Annotated in this window: 14 protein-coding genes; 7 read left to right on the top strand and 7 right to left on the bottom strand. The window is 64.3% G+C overall.

All coding sequences use genetic code 11. The annotated features are described in order from the left end of the window. Positions 1–65 precede the first annotated feature (65 nt). Both cysD and IPP68_08585 read left to right on the top strand, forming a co-directional pair. Positions 66–968 carry a sulfate adenylyltransferase subunit CysD gene (gene cysD, locus IPP68_08590; protein MBL0350419.1) on the top strand — a complete coding sequence of 301 codons (903 nt, stop codon included), beginning with the start codon at positions 66–68 and terminating at the stop codon, positions 966–968. A gap of 47 nt (positions 969–1,015) precedes the next feature. Beyond that, positions 1,016–2,788 (top strand): adenylyl-sulfate kinase, encoded by a 1,773-nt coding sequence (locus IPP68_08585; protein ID MBL0350418.1) that lies wholly within the window; start codon positions 1,016–1,018, stop codon positions 2,786–2,788. On the opposite strand, the gene cadA is transcribed toward IPP68_08585, so the two are convergent. From cadA to nspC, 3 genes are all read right to left on the bottom strand, one after another. Next, complete coding sequence (gene cadA, locus IPP68_08580) at positions 2,785–5,049, bottom strand: cadmium-translocating P-type ATPase (GenBank protein ID MBL0350417.1); 2,265 nt, start codon at positions 5,047–5,049, stop codon at positions 2,785–2,787. The genes IPP68_08585 and cadA overlap by 4 nt on opposite strands. Positions 5,050–5,137: 88 nt before the next feature. Beyond that, entirely contained in the window at positions 5,138–6,373 is a 1,236-nt protein-coding gene (locus tag IPP68_08575) for a saccharopine dehydrogenase family protein (protein MBL0350416.1), read from the bottom strand. Positions 6,374–6,390: 17 nt separating this feature from the next. Further along, the gene (nspC, locus tag IPP68_08570; protein MBL0350415.1) at positions 6,391–7,539 is read right to left on the bottom strand and encodes a carboxynorspermidine decarboxylase; all 1,149 of its coding nucleotides are present in this window, start codon (positions 7,537–7,539) and stop codon (positions 6,391–6,393) included. Positions 7,540–7,661: 122 nt separating this feature from the next. Here nspC and IPP68_08565 point away from each other — a divergent pair, with 122 nt between their 5' ends. Beyond that, positions 7,662–8,447: a FecR domain-containing protein gene (locus IPP68_08565; GenBank protein MBL0350414.1), complete on the top strand. Its 786-nt coding sequence runs from the start codon at positions 7,662–7,664 to the stop codon at positions 8,445–8,447. Here the strand turns inward: IPP68_08565 and IPP68_08560 are convergent. The 4 genes from IPP68_08560 to IPP68_08545 all read right to left on the bottom strand — a co-directional run bounded on the left by IPP68_08560 (position 8,444) and on the right by IPP68_08545 (position 14,964). Then, a complete protein-coding gene (locus IPP68_08560) occupies positions 8,444–10,204 on the bottom strand; it encodes an NAD-dependent malic enzyme (GenBank protein MBL0350413.1) in 1,761 nt (586 codons plus the stop codon). The genes IPP68_08565 and IPP68_08560 overlap by 4 nt on opposite strands. A 113-nt stretch (positions 10,205–10,317) precedes the next feature. Then, positions 10,318–12,030 (bottom strand): hypothetical protein, encoded by a 1,713-nt coding sequence (locus tag IPP68_08555; protein MBL0350412.1) that lies wholly within the window; start codon positions 12,028–12,030, stop codon positions 10,318–10,320. 64 nt (positions 12,031–12,094) lie between these two features. Beyond that, positions 12,095–13,999 carry an asparagine synthase (glutamine-hydrolyzing) gene (gene asnB, locus IPP68_08550; protein MBL0350411.1) on the bottom strand — a complete coding sequence of 635 codons (1,905 nt, stop codon included), beginning with the start codon at positions 13,997–13,999 and terminating at the stop codon, positions 12,095–12,097. A 5-nt stretch (positions 14,000–14,004) separates the two neighbouring features. Beyond that, positions 14,005–14,964 (bottom strand): glycosyltransferase family 2 protein, encoded by a 960-nt coding sequence (locus IPP68_08545; protein MBL0350410.1) that lies wholly within the window; start codon positions 14,962–14,964, stop codon positions 14,005–14,007. A 112-nt stretch (positions 14,965–15,076) separates the two neighbouring features. Between IPP68_08545 and IPP68_08540 the strand changes: the two genes are divergently transcribed. The 4 genes from IPP68_08540 (at position 15,077) to IPP68_08525 (ending at position 18,529) form a co-directional block, all read left to right on the top strand. After that, entirely contained in the window at positions 15,077–15,898 is an 822-nt protein-coding gene (locus IPP68_08540; GenBank protein ID MBL0350409.1) for a class I SAM-dependent methyltransferase, read from the top strand. A gap of 9 nt (positions 15,899–15,907) precedes the next feature. Next, on the top strand, positions 15,908–16,708 hold the full coding sequence (locus IPP68_08535; protein MBL0350408.1) for a class I SAM-dependent methyltransferase: 801 nt from the start codon (positions 15,908–15,910) through the stop codon (positions 16,706–16,708). After that, complete coding sequence (locus tag IPP68_08530) at positions 16,678–18,282, top strand: glycosyltransferase family 39 protein (protein MBL0350407.1); 1,605 nt, start codon at positions 16,678–16,680, stop codon at positions 18,280–18,282. Before IPP68_08535 ends, IPP68_08530 begins: the two co-directional genes overlap by 31 nt. An 88-nt stretch (positions 18,283–18,370) precedes the next feature. Then, positions 18,371–18,529: a hypothetical protein gene (locus IPP68_08525; protein MBL0350406.1), complete on the top strand. Its 159-nt coding sequence runs from the start codon at positions 18,371–18,373 to the stop codon at positions 18,527–18,529. Positions 18,530–18,585: the final 56 nt, after the last annotated feature.

The following is an 18,585-nucleotide window of genomic DNA, read 5'->3' as shown; positions in this document are numbered from 1 at the left end:
CCCGGTGATCGACCGCCCGGATTTTTTGTAAAATAGCTCTTCTGCCTACCGCGCCTCAACTTTCAATGGACAATCTGGACCAACTGGAACAACAAAGCGTTTATATTTTCCGCGAAGCCTTCCGGCACTTCGAGCGGCTCTGCATGCTTTGGTCCATCGGCAAAGACTCCACCGTCCTCCTCTGGCTGGCCCGCAAAGCCTTCTTCGGGCACGTCCCCTTCCCCCTGGTCCACATCGACACCAGCTACAAGCTTCCCGAAATGATCACCTACCGGGACCGGCTGGCCCTGGAATACAAGCTCACGATGGTCGTGGGTCAAAACGTCGACGTCATCAAGGCCGGCCGCACCTTCCCCGCCACCCAGCACCTGCCCGAGGGTCACCCGGACAAGGTGTCCCGTCAGGAATGCTGCGGAATGCTGAAAAAAGACGCCCTGACCAACACGCTCAACGGCACCTGGCCCCGGCAGAAACTGAATTTGAAAACCGGAAAATACGAGATCGACCCCGACCGCGCCCCCTACCACGGCGTCATCGTGGGGGCCCGGGCCGACGAGGAGGGCAGCCGCTCCAAGGAGCGTTATTTCTCGCCCCGGGACAAGAACAACAACTGGGACATCGGCGAACAGCCGCCGGAATTTTGGAACCAGTTCAAAACCGATTTCGCCCCCGGCACCCACGTGCGCATCCATCCCCTGCTGGATTGGACCGAGCTGCACATCTGGGAATACATCAAGCGGGAGAAGATCCCGACGGTGTCCCTCTACTACGACCAGGGCGCGGGCACCCGCTACCGAAGCCTCGGTTGCGGCCCCTGCCAGGCGCCCATTCAAAGCGCCTCCAAGAACGTGGACGAGATCATCGCCGAGCTTAAATCCGGCAAACTCAAGAACATCGCCGAACGCTCCGGCCGCCTGCAGGACGGCAAGCACGGCCTGGAAGAATTGCGCCGGGAAGGTTACATGTGAGCGCCTCCGCCAAAACCAAAGAGTCGCCGACGGCCCCGCGGGAGCAGATGAACATCGTGGTCGTGGGCCACGTGGACCACGGGAAAAGCACCGTGGTCGGCCGCCTTTTCGCCGACACGGGTTCCCTTCCGGAAGGCAAGCTGGACGCCGTGCGGAAGGAATGCGCCCGGACCGGCAAGCCCTTCGAATACGCTTTTCTGTTGGACGCCTTGACCGACGAGCAGGACCAGGGCATCACCATCGACACCGCCCGGTCCTTTTTTAAAACCGACCGGCGCGACTACATCATCATCGACGCCCCGGGCCACATCGAGTTTTTGAAAAACATGATTTCCGGCGCCGCCCGCGCCGAGGCCGCCGTCCTGGTCATCGACGCCAAGGAAGGCGTGCGGGAAAATAGCCGCCGCCACGGCTATCTGCTCTCCATGCTGGGCATCCGCCAGATCATCGTCTGCGTCAACAAAATGGATTTGGTGGACCGGAGCGAATCCCACTTTAAAAAGATCGAAGCCGAGTACCGGGAGTTTCTGGCCGGGATCGGCGCCGCCGCCCCGCGCCAATTCATTCCCGTGAGCGCGGTGAACGGCGAAAACCTGGCCCAGCGGAGCCCGTCCATGCCCTGGTACAAAGGCCCGACGGTGTTGGAATCCCTGGACGCCTTTGAAAAGGCCCCCTCCAAAAGCGACCGTCCCTTCCGCATGCCGGTCCAGGCCATTTACAAATTTGTCAGCCAGGGCGACGACCGTCGATTGGTGGCCGGGCGCATCGAGGCGGGCCGGGTGCGGGTGGGGGACAAAGTGGTATTCACGCCCTCCAACAAGGTGAGTACCGTCAAAAGCATCGAGGCCTTCAACGCCGCCCCCCGGACGGAAATCGACGCCGGATGGTCCACCGGGTTCACCCTGACCGAGGAGATCTACATCACCCGGGGCGAAATCATGAGCCACGAGGCCCAGCCGCCCCAGGTGAGCACGCGCTTCCGGGCCAACATGATCTGGCTGGGCAAGAAGCCCCTGGAGAAGAACAAGGACTACAAACTGAAGATCCACACCCAGTCCGTGCCGGTCCGCCTTCGGGAAATCAAAAAAGTGATTGATGCTTCGACCGTCGGGTCCACCGCCCTGGCCAAGGACCGGGTGGACCGCCACGACGTGGCGGACGTGATTTTGGAAACCCCCCGGCCCATCGCCTTTGACGACATCGCCCAGGGCGAAGCCACCGGGCGGTTCGTGATCGTGGACGGCTACGACATCGCCGGGGGCGGCATCATCGCCGCCGCCGAAAAGGACGACCAGGACGAGTTCCGCGCCGAAGCGCGCCTTCGGGATTTCAATTGGATTCGGGGCGAGGTGACGGCGGAGGCCCGGTCGCGGCGGTTCGGCCACGGGGCGGCGCTGGTCATGTTCGTGGGCGCGACGGGGGCGGGAAAACACGACTACGCCCGGGGCGTGGAGAAATCCCTGTTTGATCGGGGGCGCTCGGCCTATCTATTGGATGGGACCAACGTGCTGTTGGGCGTGGACAGCGATTTGATTTTCCGGCAATCCACGCAACAAGAATTGGTTCGGCGCTTCGCCGAGGTCGCCCATCTGCTCCTGGACGCGGGGCTCATCGTTGTTTCCACGACGAACGCCATCGGATTGGCCGACGTGGCCGAGGTTCAGGCCCTGATCCCCGATTTTCCCGTTTTGGTGGTGGAGGTGGGGGCCGCGTCGTCTTTGTCGGCGGCGGACCTTCGCCTCAAGGGCACCGAAACCCGCGACGCGGTGGCCGCGTCCGTGGCCGACCTGCTCGCCCGCCGCCCGACGCCCCCCGCCTAAAGTTCGACGCGCCGAAGCCGAAGGGCGTTGGCGATGACCGACACGGAACTGAAGGTCATGGCCACCGCCGCCAGCATGGGGCTCAAGGCCCACCCGAAAAACGGATAAAGCGCCCCCGCCGCGATCGGCACTCCCAGCAAATTGTAGACGAAGGCGAAAAACAGGTTTTGCCGGATGTTCCCCATGGTCGCCCGGCTGAGCCGCCGCGCCCGGGCGATCCCCCGCAAATCCCCTTTGACCAGCGTGATGCCCGCGCTTTCCATGGCGATGTCGGCCCCGGTGCCCATGGCGATTCCGACCAAGGCCAAAGCCAGGGCCGGGGCGTCGTTCACCCCGTCGCCGGCCATGGCCACCCGTCGGCCTTCGGCCTGAAGGCGCCGGATCACGTCGCCCTTCTGGTTCGGCAACACGCCCGCGATCACTTCGTCGATTTTGAGCGCCCGGGCCACGGCGTCGGCGGTTTCCCGGGTGTCGCCGGTGAGCATCACCAGCCGCAGTCCTTCCCGTCGCAGACTCTCCAGGGCCGCGGCCGTGGTTTCCTTGACGGCGTCGGCCGCGCCCAGCAGGCCCGCCGCCCGTCCGTCCACCGCCACCCAGAGGACGGTCTGTCCTTCCCGGTGGAGGCCCTCCGCCCGGGACGTCAGGGCGGCGGTGTCGATGCCGCGTTCGTTTAAAAAAGCCGCGTTCCCCAAAGCCACGTCTTTCCCTTCGATCCGTCCCGCCACGCCCCGTCCCGGAAAAGACTGGAACTCTTCGGTGCGGCCGGGCCTCTGGCCTTTTTCCAGGGCGGCGGCCACCACCGCCCCGGCCAGCGGATGCTCGCTCGATTGTTCGAGCCCCGCCGCCAAACGCGAAAGCGTTTCGTCGTTAAATCCTTCCAGTGGAATCACCGTCAACACCCGGGGTTTCCCTTCGGTCAAGGTGCCCGTCTTGTCCAGGACCAAGGTGTCGACTTTTTCGAAAATTTCCAGGGCCTCGGCGTTGCGAATCAGGATGCCGCTCAAGGCCCCGCGACCGGTCCCCACGACGATGGACATGGGCGTGGCCAACCCCAGGGCGCAGGGGCAGGCGATGATCAAAACGGCGATGGCGTTCACCAGGCCGTGGGCCAACCGCGGTTCGGGCCCCCACAAAGACCAAGCGCCGAAGGCCAACAGGGCGACGCCCACCACGGCGGGAACAAAATAAGAGGAGACGCGGTCGGCCAGTCGTTGGATGGGGGCCCGGGATCGCTGGGCCTCCGCCACCCGCTGGACGATTTGGGCCAACAGAGTGTCCGCGCCGACCCGCTCGGCCCGAATCAGGAGTCCGCCGCGTCCGTTGACGGTGCCGCCGGTCACCCGGTCCCCGGGACGCTTCTCCACGGGGAGGGATTCGCCCGTGACCATGGATTCGTCCACGGCGCTCAAGCCGTCCAACACCACGCCGTCCACGGGGATTTTTTCCCCGGGGCGCACGCGCAGGCGATCCCCCGTTCGAAGCTGGTCCAAGGGAACGTCCTCCCCGTTTCCTTGATCGTCCACCCGTCGGGCCGTCTTGGGCGCCAGGGCCAGGAGCGTGCGCAGGGCCCCGCTGGTTTTTCCCCGGGCGCGGCCCTCCAACACCTGGCCCAGGAGCACCAGCGTCGTGATGACGGCGGCGGCTTCAAAATAAAGGGGCGCGGCTCCGTCGTGTCCGCGCAGGGACGCGGGAATCCATTGGGGGCGGAGAAGGGCGAAAACGCTTTGGCCGTAGGCGGCGCCCAGGCCCAGGCCGATCAAGGTGAACATGTTGAGGTGCCGCTGGACGACGGACCGATAGGCGCGGACCCAGAGCGGGGCCCCGGCCCAGAGCACGACCGGGGCGCTGAGCAAAAATTGCGCCCACCGGGCGCCGGGACTTCCGAGGAAAGCGTGAAAGGGGGCGCCGGAGATCATTTCCGCCATGGAACCCAGAAACACCGGCACGGTCAAAAGGAGGGCCACGGCGAAACGTCGTTCCATGGCCTTCGTTTCGGCGTTTTCATCGGAGAACAAATCGGCCGCGTGCAGGGGTTCGAGGGCCATGCCGCAGATCGGGCAGGTTCCCGGTCCGACGTTCCGAACCTCCGGGTCCATGGGGCAGGTGTATATCGCGCGGGCGTCGGCGGGCGGCGCCGGGCGGGGGGAAAGAAAGCGGGCGGGATCGGCGCGGAACTTGTCGGCGCAGCGGGGGTTGCAGAAAAAATAAGACCGGCCCCCGTGGTCGACCCGGGGCGGGTTTTGTCGGGGATCAACCGTCATGCCGCAGACGGGGTCTTTGGCAAGGTCGGTGGTCAAGATGTTAGGGGGAGTCCCCCCCGGCCGGTCGGGGAAACGGGGATCGTTCGGGTTACGCTTTCGCCACGGCGGGCGTCCGGTCTTCGATTTGCGTCGGCAGACCGATTTGATCCAACAGCGCGAGGAAAGGCTCGGGGTCGAGCTCTTCCACGTTGACCATGGTTTTCGGGTTCCAAACGCCCTGGGCCACCAGAAGGGCCGCGGCCACGGGCGGCACGCCGGCCGTGTAGGAGATGGCCTGGGATTCCACTTCCTTGTAGCAGGCCGCGTGGTCGCAGGTGTTGTAAATCAGAATTTCCTTGGGTTGGCCGTTTTGGGTCCCTTTGATGAGGTTGCCGATGCAGGTCCACCCGGTGTAGTTGGGCGCCAGGGAGGCCGGGTCCGGCAGGACGGCCTTGAGGACTTTTAAGGGGACCACTTCGACCCCTTCCGCCGTTTTGACCGGCACTTCCGAGAGCATGCCGATGTTTTTCAGCACGTTGAACACGTTGATGTAGTGGTCGCCGAACCCCATCCAAAAGCGGATGGACCGGGCGTTGATGTTCTTGGAAAGGGAATGCAGTTCGTCGTGGCCGGTGAGATACACCGTCCGGGGGCCCACCAGGGGGAAGTCGTAGGTCCATTTGTCGGCGTGGACGGGTTTGCACACCCATTGGCGGTCGATCCAGGTCCACACTTTCTTGAACTCGCGGAAATTAATTTCGGGATCGAAATTGGTGGCGAAGTATTTGCCGTGGCTCCCCGCGTTCACGTCCAGGATGTCGATGGTGTCGATGACGTCGAAATGTTTTTTGACCGCCAGGGCGCAGTAGGCGTTGACGACGCCCGGGTCGAAGCCCACGCCCAAAATGGCCGTCACGCCCTTTTCCTTGCAGCGGTCTTTCCGTTTCCATTCGTAGTTGGCGTACCAGGGCGGGTCTTCGCAGACTTTGGCGGGGTCCTCGTGAATGGCGGTGTCCATGTAGGTGACGCCGGCGGCCAGGCAGGCCTCCAGGACCGACATGTTGATGTAGGCCGTGCCGAGATTGATGACGATCTCCGAACGCGTGTCCTGGATCAATTTCGTGAGGGCCGGAATGTCCAGGGCGTCGACGGCCCGGGAATATAATTTTTTCGAGGGGTCCTTCAGGCTCTTTTTCCGCCGGACGCTGTCGATGATCTGGTCGCACTTCTCCACCCGGCGGGAGGCCAGGCAGATGTCCCCCAGGACGTCGTTGTGCTGGGCGGCTTTGTGGGCGGCCACGTGGGCCACCGCGCCCGCTCCGATGATCAAAACGTTTTTCTTCATGACGCCCTCCCCCTCCCTTAAGATAGTTGCGAACGGTAGTCGTCGTAGGTGAATTGCCGCACGTGGTCCAGCCGGCCGTCGAGCCGGCGGACGACGATGGCCGGCATGGCCACGCCGTTGAACCAGTTTTTCTTCACCATCGTGTAGCCCGCCGCGTCCGCGAAGGCCACGCGATCGCCCACGGCCAACGGCGTCGGAAATTGAAAGGTCCCGAACACGTCCCCGGCGAGGCAGGTTTTTCCGGCCACCGTGTAAGGAAAACGCCCGCCGGGGGGAAGGTCCATCTTAGCATCTGTCCGGTAAATCAGTAAATCAAGCATGTGCGGCTCGACCGCGCTGTCGACCACGGCGATGTCCACTTCGTTGCGGACGAGGTCCAGAACGCTCGTGACGAGATACGCCGTGCGGGTGATGGCCGCCTCGCCGGGTTCCAGATAGACCTGCACGTCGAAGCGCGCCGAGAATTCCCGGAGGGCCTCGGCCAGGTCGTCCACGGGGTAGCCTTCTTTGGTGAAATAAATCCCGCCGCCCAAACTCACCCAGTCCAAGCGTTTCAAGAGCGGGCCGTAATCGGCGGCGATGCGGTCCAAGAGGGATTTGAATTTCTCAAAATCGTCGTTTTCGCATTGGCAGTGGAACATCACGCCCGACAATCGATCGGCGACGGCGTCGATGTCCGCCGGGCTCGTGGCCCCCAGGCGGCACCGGGGCCGGGCGGGGTCGGCCAAGTCGAAGTGGGAATGGCTGACGCCGGGATTAACGCGAAGGCCCACGGGGAGGTGTTGAACGCGCTCGTGGTAACGCCGGAGCTGGGACGTCGAATTGAAAATCACTTTGGTGGCGAACCGGCGGATTTCCTCGATGTCCGCGTCGGAGAAGGCCACGCTGTAGGCGTGGGTTTCCTTGCCGAAGGTCTCGTGGCCCAGCCGGGCCTCGAAGAGCGAGCTGGAGGTCGTGCCGTCCAGGTGTTCCCGCATCAAGGGGAACACGCTCCAGGTGGAAAAACATTTGAGAGCCAACACGGCCTTGGCCCCGGAGCGTTCCCGCAGGCGCGTGATCACGCGCAGGTTTCGAAGCAGGCGGGTTTCGTCCAGCAGGTAAAAGGGCGTCGGCCGGGAGCGGGTCTCGGCGAGAAGCTGATCGATGGAGGGTTCGGCGAGGGTCATGGGGGTGAATTCCGTCGTGCGCGACGACGCTCATTATATCAGGTTTGACCGGAGGGATGAACCGCGGGGCTCCCGACATTATAAAATGGCGGCGCCGGCGAACCGAACCTTCGGGAGGACACATGCATCGCACGCCTTGGAAAAAAACCTTTTTGACGATGGTGGCCTTCACCGCGGCCGTTTCGACCTGGGCCGCGGACCGGGAAGCGCGGTTGACGCGGACCGAAGGCGTCGTGGCCGTCACAAGCCCGGAAGGCGACGGGGCCATCGCCCTGGCCGAGGGCCAGGACATGCCGCTCGAGGCCGGGGACCGCGTCCGCACGGGAGCCGACGGCGCCGCCGAAATCACGCTGGACGGGGAGACCGTGATGGAGTTGGGCCCGTCGTCGGATTTCACGCTCCATTCCCTGCGTCGCTCCAAGACGCTCTTCGGATTGGACCTGGGGAGCGTGGTGGCGAGCGTTAAGAAATTACTGGCGCGGGAAAAAATGGAATTCAAAACCCCCGTGGCCGTGGCCGCGGTGCGCGGCACGGAGTTGGTCGTGGCGCAGAACCCCACCGGGGAAACCGCGGTCGGCGTTTTTGACGAAGGGCGGGTGGAGGTTCGGGGCGAGGGGGCGCCGGTGGGGGTGGGGCCCAATCAGGAAACGGAAGTTCGTCGGGGGAAACCCCCCCGGGCGCCCCGGGAATTGCGGGCCCTGGCCGGCCGCCGGGAACGGCTGGGAATTTTAAGGGAGCGACGCCCCCGATTGGCGAAGGGTTGGCGGCCCCGGCCCGCGGCCGATCGCCGCGACCTGCGTTTTCGCCGATGGGGCCCCAACGGGAAGCCCCGCCCGGTACCGGCCCGCGGTCCCCGACCGGGCGGCGCGGCGCGTCCGCGTCCCCGGCCCGGTCCCCGACCGCGCTAGGAGCGGGCGATGGGTTCGCCGGCCGGCGTTTTGACGAAATCCGCCGCCTGCCCGCGCCGGTAGGGAACGTAGCGCGGCACCCAGACTTTCGCCGACACCCGCTCTTCCAGCTCGGCGTCCGAAATTTTATCGGCCAACCCTTCCCGCTGGGCCTGCCGCGCCACGGCGAGGGCGACCGCGTGGGAAACCGATCGGATGGACGTCAGGTCCGGAAACAGGCCCGCCGCCAAATTCCCCAGCGCGGGGGACAATTCCGCCAGGGTTTCCGCCGCGGCGAAAAACATCCGGTCCGACACCCGTCGAGCCCGGCTCGCCACCACCCCCAACCCCATGCCGGGAAAAATGTAGGCGTTGTTGCACTGCCCGATCTTGACCTTGGCGCCGTTGACCTCCACCGGGGCGAAGGGGCTGCCGGTCGCCACCAGGGCCCGCCCGTCGGTCCACCGGAGCAGATCCGCCGGCAGGGCTTCGCACTTGGAGGTCGGGTTGGACAAGGGGAAAATGATCGGCCGGTCGACGGATTGGGCCATGTTCCGCACGATGGGCTCCGTGAACACGCCGGGCTGGGCGGAGGTGCCGATCAAGGCGGTGGGTTTGACGTTCCGCACCACATCGGCCAGGAAATATTCCCCCGGCCGATCGACGGTCCACCCCGCCAAGCCTTCCCGGGGTTGGGCGAACCGTTTCTTGGTGTCTTCCATTTCCGCCCGTCCGGTGTGGACCAGCCCCTGGGTGTCGATCAGCCAGAGGGACCGTCGGGCCTTTTCCGCTGAAACGCCGGCTTTTTCCTTGGCGAGGACGATTTGATCGCCGATGCCCGTGGCCGCCGACCCCGCCCCCAAAATGACCACCCGCTCGTCGGCGATGGGCCGTCCGGCGGCTTTGACCGCCGCCAGGATCCCCGCCGCCGTCACCGCGCCCGTGCCCTGAATGTCGTCGTTAAAGGTGCACAGGGTGTCGCGGTAATGGTCCAGCAGGCGGGAGGCGTTGCCCTTGGAGAAATCCTCCCATTGAAGGAGAACGTGGGGCCACCGTTTCATCACCGCGCGAACGAAGCGCTCGATGAAGGCGTCGTAGTCCGCGCCTTTCACCCGCTCGTGGCGCCAGCCCAGATACAGCGGGTCGTTCAACAGGGCGGGATTGTCCGTTCCGACGTCCAGAAGGATCGGCAGCGTGGTCGCCGGGTGGATGCCCGCGCACAGGGTGTAGAGGGACAATTTGCCCACCGGAATCCCCATGCCGTTCATGCCCAAATCGCCCAGGCCGAGGATCCGTTGGCCGTCCGTCACGACGATGACGTCGATGGCGGGGTTGGCCACGTTGGCCAGCATGGCGTCCATGCGGTCCCGGTCGGGATAGGAGAGGAAAAGGCCCCGGGGCCGGCGGAACATCCGGCTGAAATGCTGACAGGCGGCGCCCACCACGGGCGTGTAGATGATCGGCATCATTTCCTGAATATGCGCCTGCACGAGGCCGTAGAAAAGGGTTTCGTTCCGGTCCTGGAGGGCGAGAAGGAACACGTAGCGCTCCAAGTCGGTGGTTTTCTGTTGGAAGTTGCCGTAGGTGCGGAGCAATTGTTCTTCCCAGGTGGAGATGTGCGGGGGCAGCAGCCCTTCCAGCCCGAAGGCCTGTCGTTCCTGCTCCGTGAAGCCGCTCCCTTTGTTCAGCAACGGCGTGTCCAACAACATTTGCCCCGCCAAGGGCGTTTCGACGACGACGTGGCCGGTTTTCTCGCGGGTCAATCGGTAGGGGATCATGAAATTCTCCTGGAGGCGGTCCCGGGAAGGGGCCGGGCTTTAACGACCCCTCCATTCTGACCGGGCGCAAGGCGCCCTGTCAATGACGATCGTCACGGGGGGGAGGCGGGGGGTCAGCGGCCGCGGTCGGCGTAGGCCGCGGCCGCGGGGACCGACACCCGGAGGGTGAAGGGGTTGAAGCGGTTCTTGGCGAAAATGTACCAGGCGGCGGAGGACAGGAACCCCCGGTCGGTTTTGACCCAATCGTATCCGCCTTCGGCGTTGGCGGTGTAGGGCAGGCTTCGGGTCGCCTTGTCGCCGATGGCGCGGTCGATCAAGAGGGCGTCCATTTGGTTGGCGTAAAAATTTCCCCGGGTCTCGTCGCCCACCGAGTAATAGGCGCAGGCCATGTGCCCGATGCCGTCCGTCCAAAAGTTGTTCGCGTCCGTGGCGGGCCCGTGGAAGAAGCCCATGGTCTTGCGCCCGTCGATCACGAGGGTCTTGCGGAAACGCAAATCGTTCTCGGGGACCGCGAGGGCGGTCTCGTAGGTTTTACCGAGAGCCAGCACCCGCCAGGTGTACAAGTCCAGCGGCAGGCGGCTGCCGCCCACGGTGCTGTCCAACCATCGCTTGACGTTGTTGGCCACGTCGTCCCGGCCGGCCAATCGGAGCGCCGCGTAGCAATCGATGTTGCCTTCGGGGTGACCGACCCGTTCGTGCAATTGAGTGTCTCCGCGCCGCCACCCGTGGCGGATGTAGCCGCCCACCGGAGTGGGTTGATAATAGGAAGCCAGCAACTCGGTCAAAAGGCCGGTGATCCGCTCGTACCGGGACAAGTCGTAGCGGCGGCCGTAATATTCGTAGGCGATCAGGAGCCAGGCCATGTCGCCGATCCACCGGTCCGACTCCTGGGGGGCGTGAAAAGCGGCGCCCGCGGTGGAATCCGTCAGCAGGCAGTCCTGGTAGAACCCGCGGGGTTCGCCCTTGTAGAAAAAATTTTGAAGCGTGGGGTCGGCGTTGTCGGTTCGGGTGGCGGCCGCGTAAAAGTCGAGGATGCGCTCGGCCCGTTCCCGTTCGTCCTTGAGAACAAAGACGATCGCCCCCAGGGCGTTGTTGTAGGTCTGGGCGCGGTTGTCTTCCATGGAGGGTAGCAATTGGCCTTCGAGGGAGCCGGCGTCCTGCACCGCTTTCATCCAGGCCAGGACGCCCGGGTCCTCGGGACGGGCTTCCTTGTCCCGGCGGGCGGCGAACCCGAAGCCCGTTTTAAAGCGGCGGGGGTCCAACCGCGGTCCGTCGGGCGTCTGGGTGGCGGGCTGTCCCTTGCGGCCCAGGCCGATTTCGTCGATGTAGACCGTGCCGCTTTCGGCGGGCCCGGCGATGGCGATGGCCAGTTGTTTGGGCCGGTCCAGGGTGGCGTTCCCGCCCCAGCCGTATTCAAAGCTGTCGCGGTAGAGCACGACCGGTTCCCAGCGGGCGCCGTATCGCTTGAGCGGGTAACGGCAGATGAAATTGGATCCGTCTTCGTCGACCAGCTTGATTTCCATGGTGGCGGTGCCGTTGGCGCGGAACAGGAAGGTGAGGGGGCGTCCGTCGAACAGGGCGGTGGGGTCCCATTCGCGTTTCATCTGAACCCACCGGTGGCCCGCCCCCAGCAGGGTGTATTTCAGCTCCAGGCGAAGGCCGTCGATGCCCTCCACCGGACGAACCGAGAAGGAACTCTGGTCGTCCGTGTCGACGGTCCAAAGGGTGGGGCTGTCCCAGTCGGAGGTTTTGGCCCACAGCGGGGAAGCCGAAAAGAACAGGGCGGCCGCGAAAAATCCCCGGAAGCGGTGTGTCCTTTTTTTCATGGGGAAAGTTTAACCCCCGGGGGAAAAAGGTTCCCCTAATTTATTGTAAATGAGGTGTAAACTTTCAGGCGGCGGGGGAGCCGTAGGCCCGGTGCCATTGGACAAAACTCAGAAGGACCCAGAGCCGACGGTGGTTGTCCCGTCGGTGGGCGGCGTGTTCTTCCAAAAGCGCCCGGGGGAATTCGGGACGGAGGATTCCCGTGCGCTCCAGCGATTCCGGTGAAAGCAGTTCTTCGGCCCAGGCTTTGAGGGGCCCCGCCAGCCATTGGGCCAGGGGCGGGGAAAAACCTTTCTTTTGGCCGGTCAGGACCGAGGCGGGCAGGCGGTCTTTCATCAATCGGCGGAAAAGATATTTGGTGGTCCAGCCGCGGATTTTGTGGTTGGCGGGCACCGTGGAGGCGAATTCGACCAGGGCGTTGTCCAGGAGCGGCACACGCACTTCCAGGGAGTTGGCCATGCTGAGCCGGTCCACCTTCACCAAATATTGATCCAGCAGGCGAGTTCGTTGGTCCAGGTAAAGGAGGCGTTCCAAAAAGGGGCGGTGGCGTCCGTCCTCAAAGGCCTCCCGGAAGCTTTGTTCCGGGTCGTGGCGCTGGACCGTGGCCCAAAAGTCGGGCGTAAAGAGCCGTTCCTTCTCCTCCCGCTGGAACGCCTCGAGCCAGCCGAAGTGGGCGTCGGGCTGGGGGCGGGACGCGGAGCGCACGAAGGCTTTTAATCGATAGTCCCAGGGGATCCGTTTAAAGGACGTGGGGGCGGCGTCGGCGATTTTGACCGCCCAGCGTTGGGCCGCGGCGGGCAAACGGCGGAACCAGGCCGCGTAGCGGTCCGCCAAATAGGTGGGGTAGCCCGCGAACAATTCGTCGCCCCCGTCTCCCGAGAGGGTCACGGTGACGCCCCGGCGGGCCAGGCGGCACAGGTAATAAGTGGGAAGGACCGACGGATCGGCCAGGGGTTCGTCCAGGATTTCCCCCAGGCGGGTCAGGACGTCGGCCGAGGGACGCATCTCCTCCTCGTGGTGGCGCAGGTCCAGCCGTTTGGCCGTTTCCGCCGCCTCGCGCCGTTCGGAAAAGGAGGCGTCGCCGAAAAAAATGGTGTAGCTGTCGAGCGTCTTCCCCGCGGCCCGGGCGTAGTGGGCGATGGTGGCCGAGTCCAAGCCTCCGGAGAGAAACAACCCGAGGGGCACGTCCGACACCAGGTGTTCGCGCACGGTGTCCGACAGCAATTGGTCCAGGGTTTCGAGGGTGTCCGCGAGGGGCCGTGGTTGGGGCGGCCGGGGAAAAAATTCGTAATAGGGCGATTGATTCACCGCGCCCGTTTTTAATTCCAGCGTGAGAATCCGGCCCGGGGGAAGTTTTTGCACGTGCTCGAAGGGGGACACCGGCGTGGGAACGTACCCCAGAGAGAAATAGGCGTTCAGGGCGGCCGCGTCCAACTCCCGCGGGGTGTCGGGGTCGGCGAGCAGGGCTTTGATTTCCGAGGCGAAGGAAAACCCCGCGGGCGTGCGGGCGAAGTAAAGAGGTTTGATGCCCACGCGGTCCCGCACGAGGCGCAAAACATTGCGCCGTTCGTCGAACAACCCGATGGCGAACATGCCCCGGAGTCGTTCCCACCCCCGGTCCCCTTCCTCTTCGAAGAGGTGCAAGAGCACTTCGGTGTCCGAGGTGGAGGCGAAGCGGTGGCCCCGGCGGATCAATTCCCCGCGAAGGGCGCGGTGGTTGTAGATTTCGCCGTTAAAAACCAGTCGAAAGCGGCCGGCCTTTTCCGACGCCGGACAGTGGGCGTTGGACATGGGTTGTTGGCCGCCGACCAAATCAATGACTTTGAGGCGACGCATGGCCAATCCGATGGGGCCGCTGACCCAGAGGCCCTTTTCGTCCGGGCCCCGTGGAGCGAGGCGGTCGTTCATTCGTTCGAGGGTGGCAATGTCCACGGCCCCCGACCAGGCGACTTTACCGACGATGCCGCACATGGGGGCTAGCGGGGGCCGGCGTCGTCGGGGACGACGCGTTTGACGCGGTAGGGCTTTTCCCCTTTGTTCTCGTAGTAAATGCGCACCAGAATTTCCGCGAGCACGCCCAGGGCCAGGAATTGCATGCCCAGGAGGCCGAGGAACACGGACAAAATCATGAAGGGGATACGGTACACCGCCCAATGATTGAAAACGAATTTGTCCAGAATGGGGAAGAGGCCCGCCAGGAAACCGAGAAACAAAAACACCAGGCCCAAACCGCCGAGCGGGTGGCTGGGGCTGGTCAGGAAACTGAAAAAGAATTTGGCGGTCAGGAGGTCCAGGAGGACTTTGAAGGTCCGTCCGATGCCGTAATGGGATCGGCCGTGCGCACGGGGGTGGTGGCGCACTTCGATTTCGCGGATCACCGCTCCCCGCCAGGCGCACCACACGGGAATCAAGCGGTGCATTTCCCCGTAGAGGCGCAAGCCCTCGACCGCGGACCGGCGGAAGGCCTTCAGCGTGCAGCCGTAATCGTGAAGCGCGACGCCCGTCACCCAGGAAATAATCCGGTTCGCGATGGCGGAGGGCAGTCGGCGGGAGAGCCACGGGTCGTGCCGGGTCCGGCGCCAGCCGCACGCGACGTCGGCCCCTTGGTCCAGAACGGCCAACAGCGCCGGGATGTCGGCCGGGTCGTTTTGCCCGTCGGCGTCCAGCGTGACGATCACCTCGCCCCGGGCCTTTTCGATTCCGGCGGAGAGAGCGGCGGTTTGGCCAAAGTTGCGCGCGAAGGAGATCAGTCGTACCCGCGGGTCCGTTTTTTGGCATTGTTCGATCAAGGCGGCGCTGCCGTCCCGGGAGCCGTCGTCGATGAAAAGGATTTCGGCGGACAACCCGGTCAACCCCCGGTGGAGGCTTTCAAAAAGCCCCGGAAGGTTTTCGGATTCGTTAAGCAGTGGCACGACAACGCTGAGGCGCGGATTCATAGGTCGATTGAGGGCTCATTATAGCACCGGGTTCGTTGTTTGCGGGCGTTGGAATGGGGGGCGGGCCGGGTGGGAGGGGGCAATTCAATGTGGTAAACTTCCCATCGATCCTGTGACTTCCGAGCCCCCCGTCCCCGACATTGTTAAAATCAACCGCGTTTACTACGACGCCGACCATCCAGGGCGCCGGGATTATTGGCGTTGGATGGCCGCGCCCCGCGCCCGCGCGCGCCAGGTGTTGGCGGCCCTTGGGGAATCGGCCCCGTTGACGGTGGTCGATTTGGGGTGCGGCGACGGGACGCTCTTGCGGGACATCGGCCGGCGTTTTCCGGGGGCGGCCCGCGCCGGGGTGGACCTGGCCGCGGCCCGGATCGCTGAAAATCGCCGGAACGATTCCACCATTGATTGGCTGGCCTTCGATTTGGACGGCGAGGTCCCCGTGCCGGCCCCCTGGCGCGGGAAATTTGACGCCGTCGTGGCTTGCGAGGTCATCGAACACGTTGAATCGCCTCGTCGGCTTCTCGAACACGCCCGGTCTTTGGCCTCCCCCGCCGCGCGGCTGATCGTTACCACCCAAAGTGGGCCGGTGCGCGCCACGGAGCGGCGCGTGGGCCACCGCCGTCATTTCACCGCGGAGGAAATGCGGGATTTGCTGGCGTCCAGCGGTTGGCGGCCGGAGCGCGTGTGGAACGCGGGATTCCCCTTCCACGATTGGTCCAAACGTTTGGCCAATCTTTTCCCCGCGGCCGCTTTGGGGTTTTTCGGCCAAGGGACTTATTCGTTGCCCCAGAAAGCCGTGTGCGCGGTCCTCCGCGGTCTCTTTGGGTTCAATTCCAATCAACGGGGAGCTCAGTTGTACGCCGTCGCGGTCAACGCCCCCCGGGGGGACCGTCGTGGAATCGCCGCGGGTCCGAGGCCGATCGGGAATCCCTGAAAGGCAAAGGTGAAACCGTTGGAAAACAACAAATTCAAAAGCGATCCGGGCGGCATCGCCCGTCAGTTCGGCGAAGAGTGGAGCCGTTACACGGAAATCTTCCCGGCGCATCGCGAGCAATTCAAAAAATGGATCCAGCCCGTCCCGCTGGAATTCTTTGCGGGTCGGACCTTTTTGGACGCCGGCTGTGGCATGGGCCGGAACGCTCTTTGGGCCCTCGAGGCCGGCGCGGCGTCCGGGGTCGCGGTGGATTTTGATCCGCGGACGGTGGCCGCCGCTCAACGAAATTTAGAGCCGTTCCCCCGCGCCCGGGTCGAATTGGCGTCGCTGTACGACCTTTCTTTCGAAAAAACGTTTGACGTCGTTTTTTGTCTGGGGGTTCTCCACCATTTGGCGGATCCTCGGCGCGTTCTTCGACGATTGGTCGCCGCGCTCAAGCCGGGGGGCACCTTGATTGTGTGGGTGTACGGGCGGGAGGGCAATGAAGCGCTCCTTCTCCTCTTAACGCCCCTTCGCGCCCTCACCCGCTTCCTTCCGGTGAGGTTCACCCTCGCCTTGGCCAAGGGGTTGACGGTCCTCCTGCGGGCCCTCTTGATTTGGCCTTGGCGGCGTCCTTATTTTGAACTCTTGCGAACGTTCTCCTTTCGGCACACGGAGTCGATCGTTTTCGATCAATTGCTGCCGTCCATCGCCCGCTATTGGTCCCGGGAAGAAGCGGTCGCTCTTCTGTCGGATCTTCCTTTGACCGTCAAACACGTGACGCACACCCAAGGGATGTCGTGGACCCTCGTGGCCCAGCGAATCGACTGATCCGTTGGAGCGGGGGGGTCGGCCCCCTTTTCGCCGCGGCGGTCCTGGGAGCGGTGCTCGCGATCCAAATCCTCGCGATGATGCGGGCTTCTTCGTCGACTTACGACGAGCCCGCGGTGCTGGCGTCGGGTGCTTCCTACGTCCGAACGGGCCGAATTCAATTGGAGACCACCAACTACCCGCCGCTGATGAAATACCTCGTGGGGTTGTCGCTCGAGGGGGCCGGGGCCCAGTTCCTCTGCCGACCCGGGTTCGTCGAGCAGGATCGCTTTTACGCCTGCGGATTTGAATACCTTTATCGCAACTCGGTCTCGCCGGAAAAAATCCTTTTTTGGGGGCGTTTGCCTTCGTTGCTGATGGCCCTGGCGCTGGGAGCCCTAATCTGGATCTGGAGCGTTCGCTGGTATGGTCCCGCGGGGGGGCTCTTCGCCTTGGCCATGTTTGTGTTTGAGCCCAATCTGTTGGCCCACGGGGGCCTCGCCACCATGGACATGGGGCTGACGGCCTTTTTTTTCGCGGCGTTCTTTTTCCTGTCGTTGTTCGTGGAGACGGGCCGCCGCCGCCCTCTGATCCTGGCGGGCGCGGCCGTGGGCGCCGCCCTGGCCACCAAAGCGCCGGGGGTTCTCGCTCTGGGGGCCTTTCCGGCGTGCCTTTGGTGGGGCCCTTCGCCGCGGCCCCGGGACCCGCGACGCCTCGTCGGGGCCGTTCTCCTGTCCGCCGGGGTCGCGGCCTTGGTGGTGGTGGCCGTTTATCAAGTTCGTTTTCTTCCGCGGTTTTTCGAACTCTTGAAATTCGGCGTGGGAATGGGATTTCAGAAGGGTTGGCGAAATTATTTGCACGGCCAGATCCTCGAAACGGGATACCGGTATTTCTACCCCCTGGCGTTTTTTCTAAAAACGCCGCTCGCTTTCGGGCTGGCCGCCGTCCTGTCTTTTTGCCGGCGGGACCGGCGGCTGGTTTTTGTGGTCGCGCCGGTCCTTCTTTACGTCGTGATTTTTTCGCTCTCCTCCAAACAGAACGGCCTGCGTTACGTTCTTCCCATTTTCCCATTCCTCTGTTTGGCCATGGGAGGGGTTCCGGCGCTGTTTGGTCGGTGGAAAACGCCGGCCGCGCTGCTTCTGGTCGGGGGCTTGGCCATCGAATCCGTTGGTGTGGCACCCCATTATCTCGCGTATTTCAGCCCGTTGGTGGGGGGGGGCTCGGAACGGGCACCTTTGGCTGGTGGATTGCAATTTGGATTGGGGCCAGGATTTTCCGGCGATCCGCGCCCTCTGGGAGCGGGAGGGGAAACCGGAATTGCTGCTGGCCACGGCGGGCCTTGCGGACCGCGATCACTATTTCGGACCCCACCAGGACGTGACCTCGGACGACAACACCCCGCCCTGGCTGTATTACCGGCACGTCAATTCGACGGCCCCGACGAAGGAATGGCTGGTGGTCGCGGCGAGCAAACTTCACGGCTGGGGCGTCGACGGGGACCCCTTCGCGTGGCTTCGGAACCGAAAGCCCTTCGCTCAACCGGGGTACAGCTCCTTCGTTTTCGACGTCACGAGGGATCCGGAAAGCCAATTTAAGCTGGGACTTTGGTACCTCCGCCGGGCGCTCCATGCTCCGGCGCTCCGGCAATTCCGCCGGGCCGGCGACCTGGACCCGGCCAACCCTTTGCCCCTCCTGGCCGAGGGCGAGGCGTTGACCTTGGCGGGGGACGCGCCCGCGGCCCGCCGGGTCTACCGGCGGGCCTTGGCGCTTTCCGGCGACCGGCCGGACGCGGCGGCGGTTTTGCGCCGCCGGCTGGTCGACCTCCGGGCCCCCCTCGACTGAACCTTCGTCGTCGGTTCGCGACAACCCGGCGGCAAACGGGTATAATGCGCTCTTCC

This window comes from Elusimicrobiota bacterium (assembly GCA_016722575.1).
Classification (GTDB): domain Bacteria; phylum Elusimicrobiota; class Elusimicrobia; order FEN-1173; family FEN-1173; genus JADKIY01.
Note: the sequence above shows the minus strand (reverse complement) of the source record. Positions and strands in the feature narration are given on the sequence as shown.

What these genes read in the sequence shown, in the direction of transcription:
- cysD (MBL0350419.1), top strand. Translation starts at nt 66, where the DNA reads ATGGACAATCTGGACCAACTGGAACAACAAAGCGTTTATATTTTCCGC.
- IPP68_08585 (MBL0350418.1), top strand. Translation starts at nt 1,016, where the DNA reads ATGAACATCGTGGTCGTGGGCCACGTGGACCACGGGAAAAGCACCGTG.
- cadA (MBL0350417.1), bottom strand. Translation starts at nt 5,049, where the DNA reads ATGACGGTTGATCCCCGACAAAACCCGCCCCGGGTCGACCACGGGGGC.
- IPP68_08575 (MBL0350416.1), bottom strand. Translation starts at nt 6,373, where the DNA reads ATGAAGAAAAACGTTTTGATCATCGGAGCGGGCGCGGTGGCCCACGTG.
- nspC (MBL0350415.1), bottom strand. Translation starts at nt 7,539, where the DNA reads ATGACCCTCGCCGAACCCTCCATCGATCAGCTTCTCGCCGAGACCCGC.
- IPP68_08565 (MBL0350414.1), top strand. Translation starts at nt 7,662, where the DNA reads ATGCATCGCACGCCTTGGAAAAAAACCTTTTTGACGATGGTGGCCTTC.
- IPP68_08560 (MBL0350413.1), bottom strand. Translation starts at nt 10,204, where the DNA reads ATGATCCCCTACCGATTGACCCGCGAGAAAACCGGCCACGTCGTCGTC.
- IPP68_08555 (MBL0350412.1), bottom strand. Translation starts at nt 12,030, where the DNA reads ATGAAAAAAAGGACACACCGCTTCCGGGGATTTTTCGCGGCCGCCCTG.
- asnB (MBL0350411.1), bottom strand. Translation starts at nt 13,999, where the DNA reads ATGTGCGGCATCGTCGGTAAAGTCGCCTGGTCGGGGGCCGTGGACATT.
- IPP68_08545 (MBL0350410.1), bottom strand. Translation starts at nt 14,964, where the DNA reads ATGAATCCGCGCCTCAGCGTTGTCGTGCCACTGCTTAACGAATCCGAA.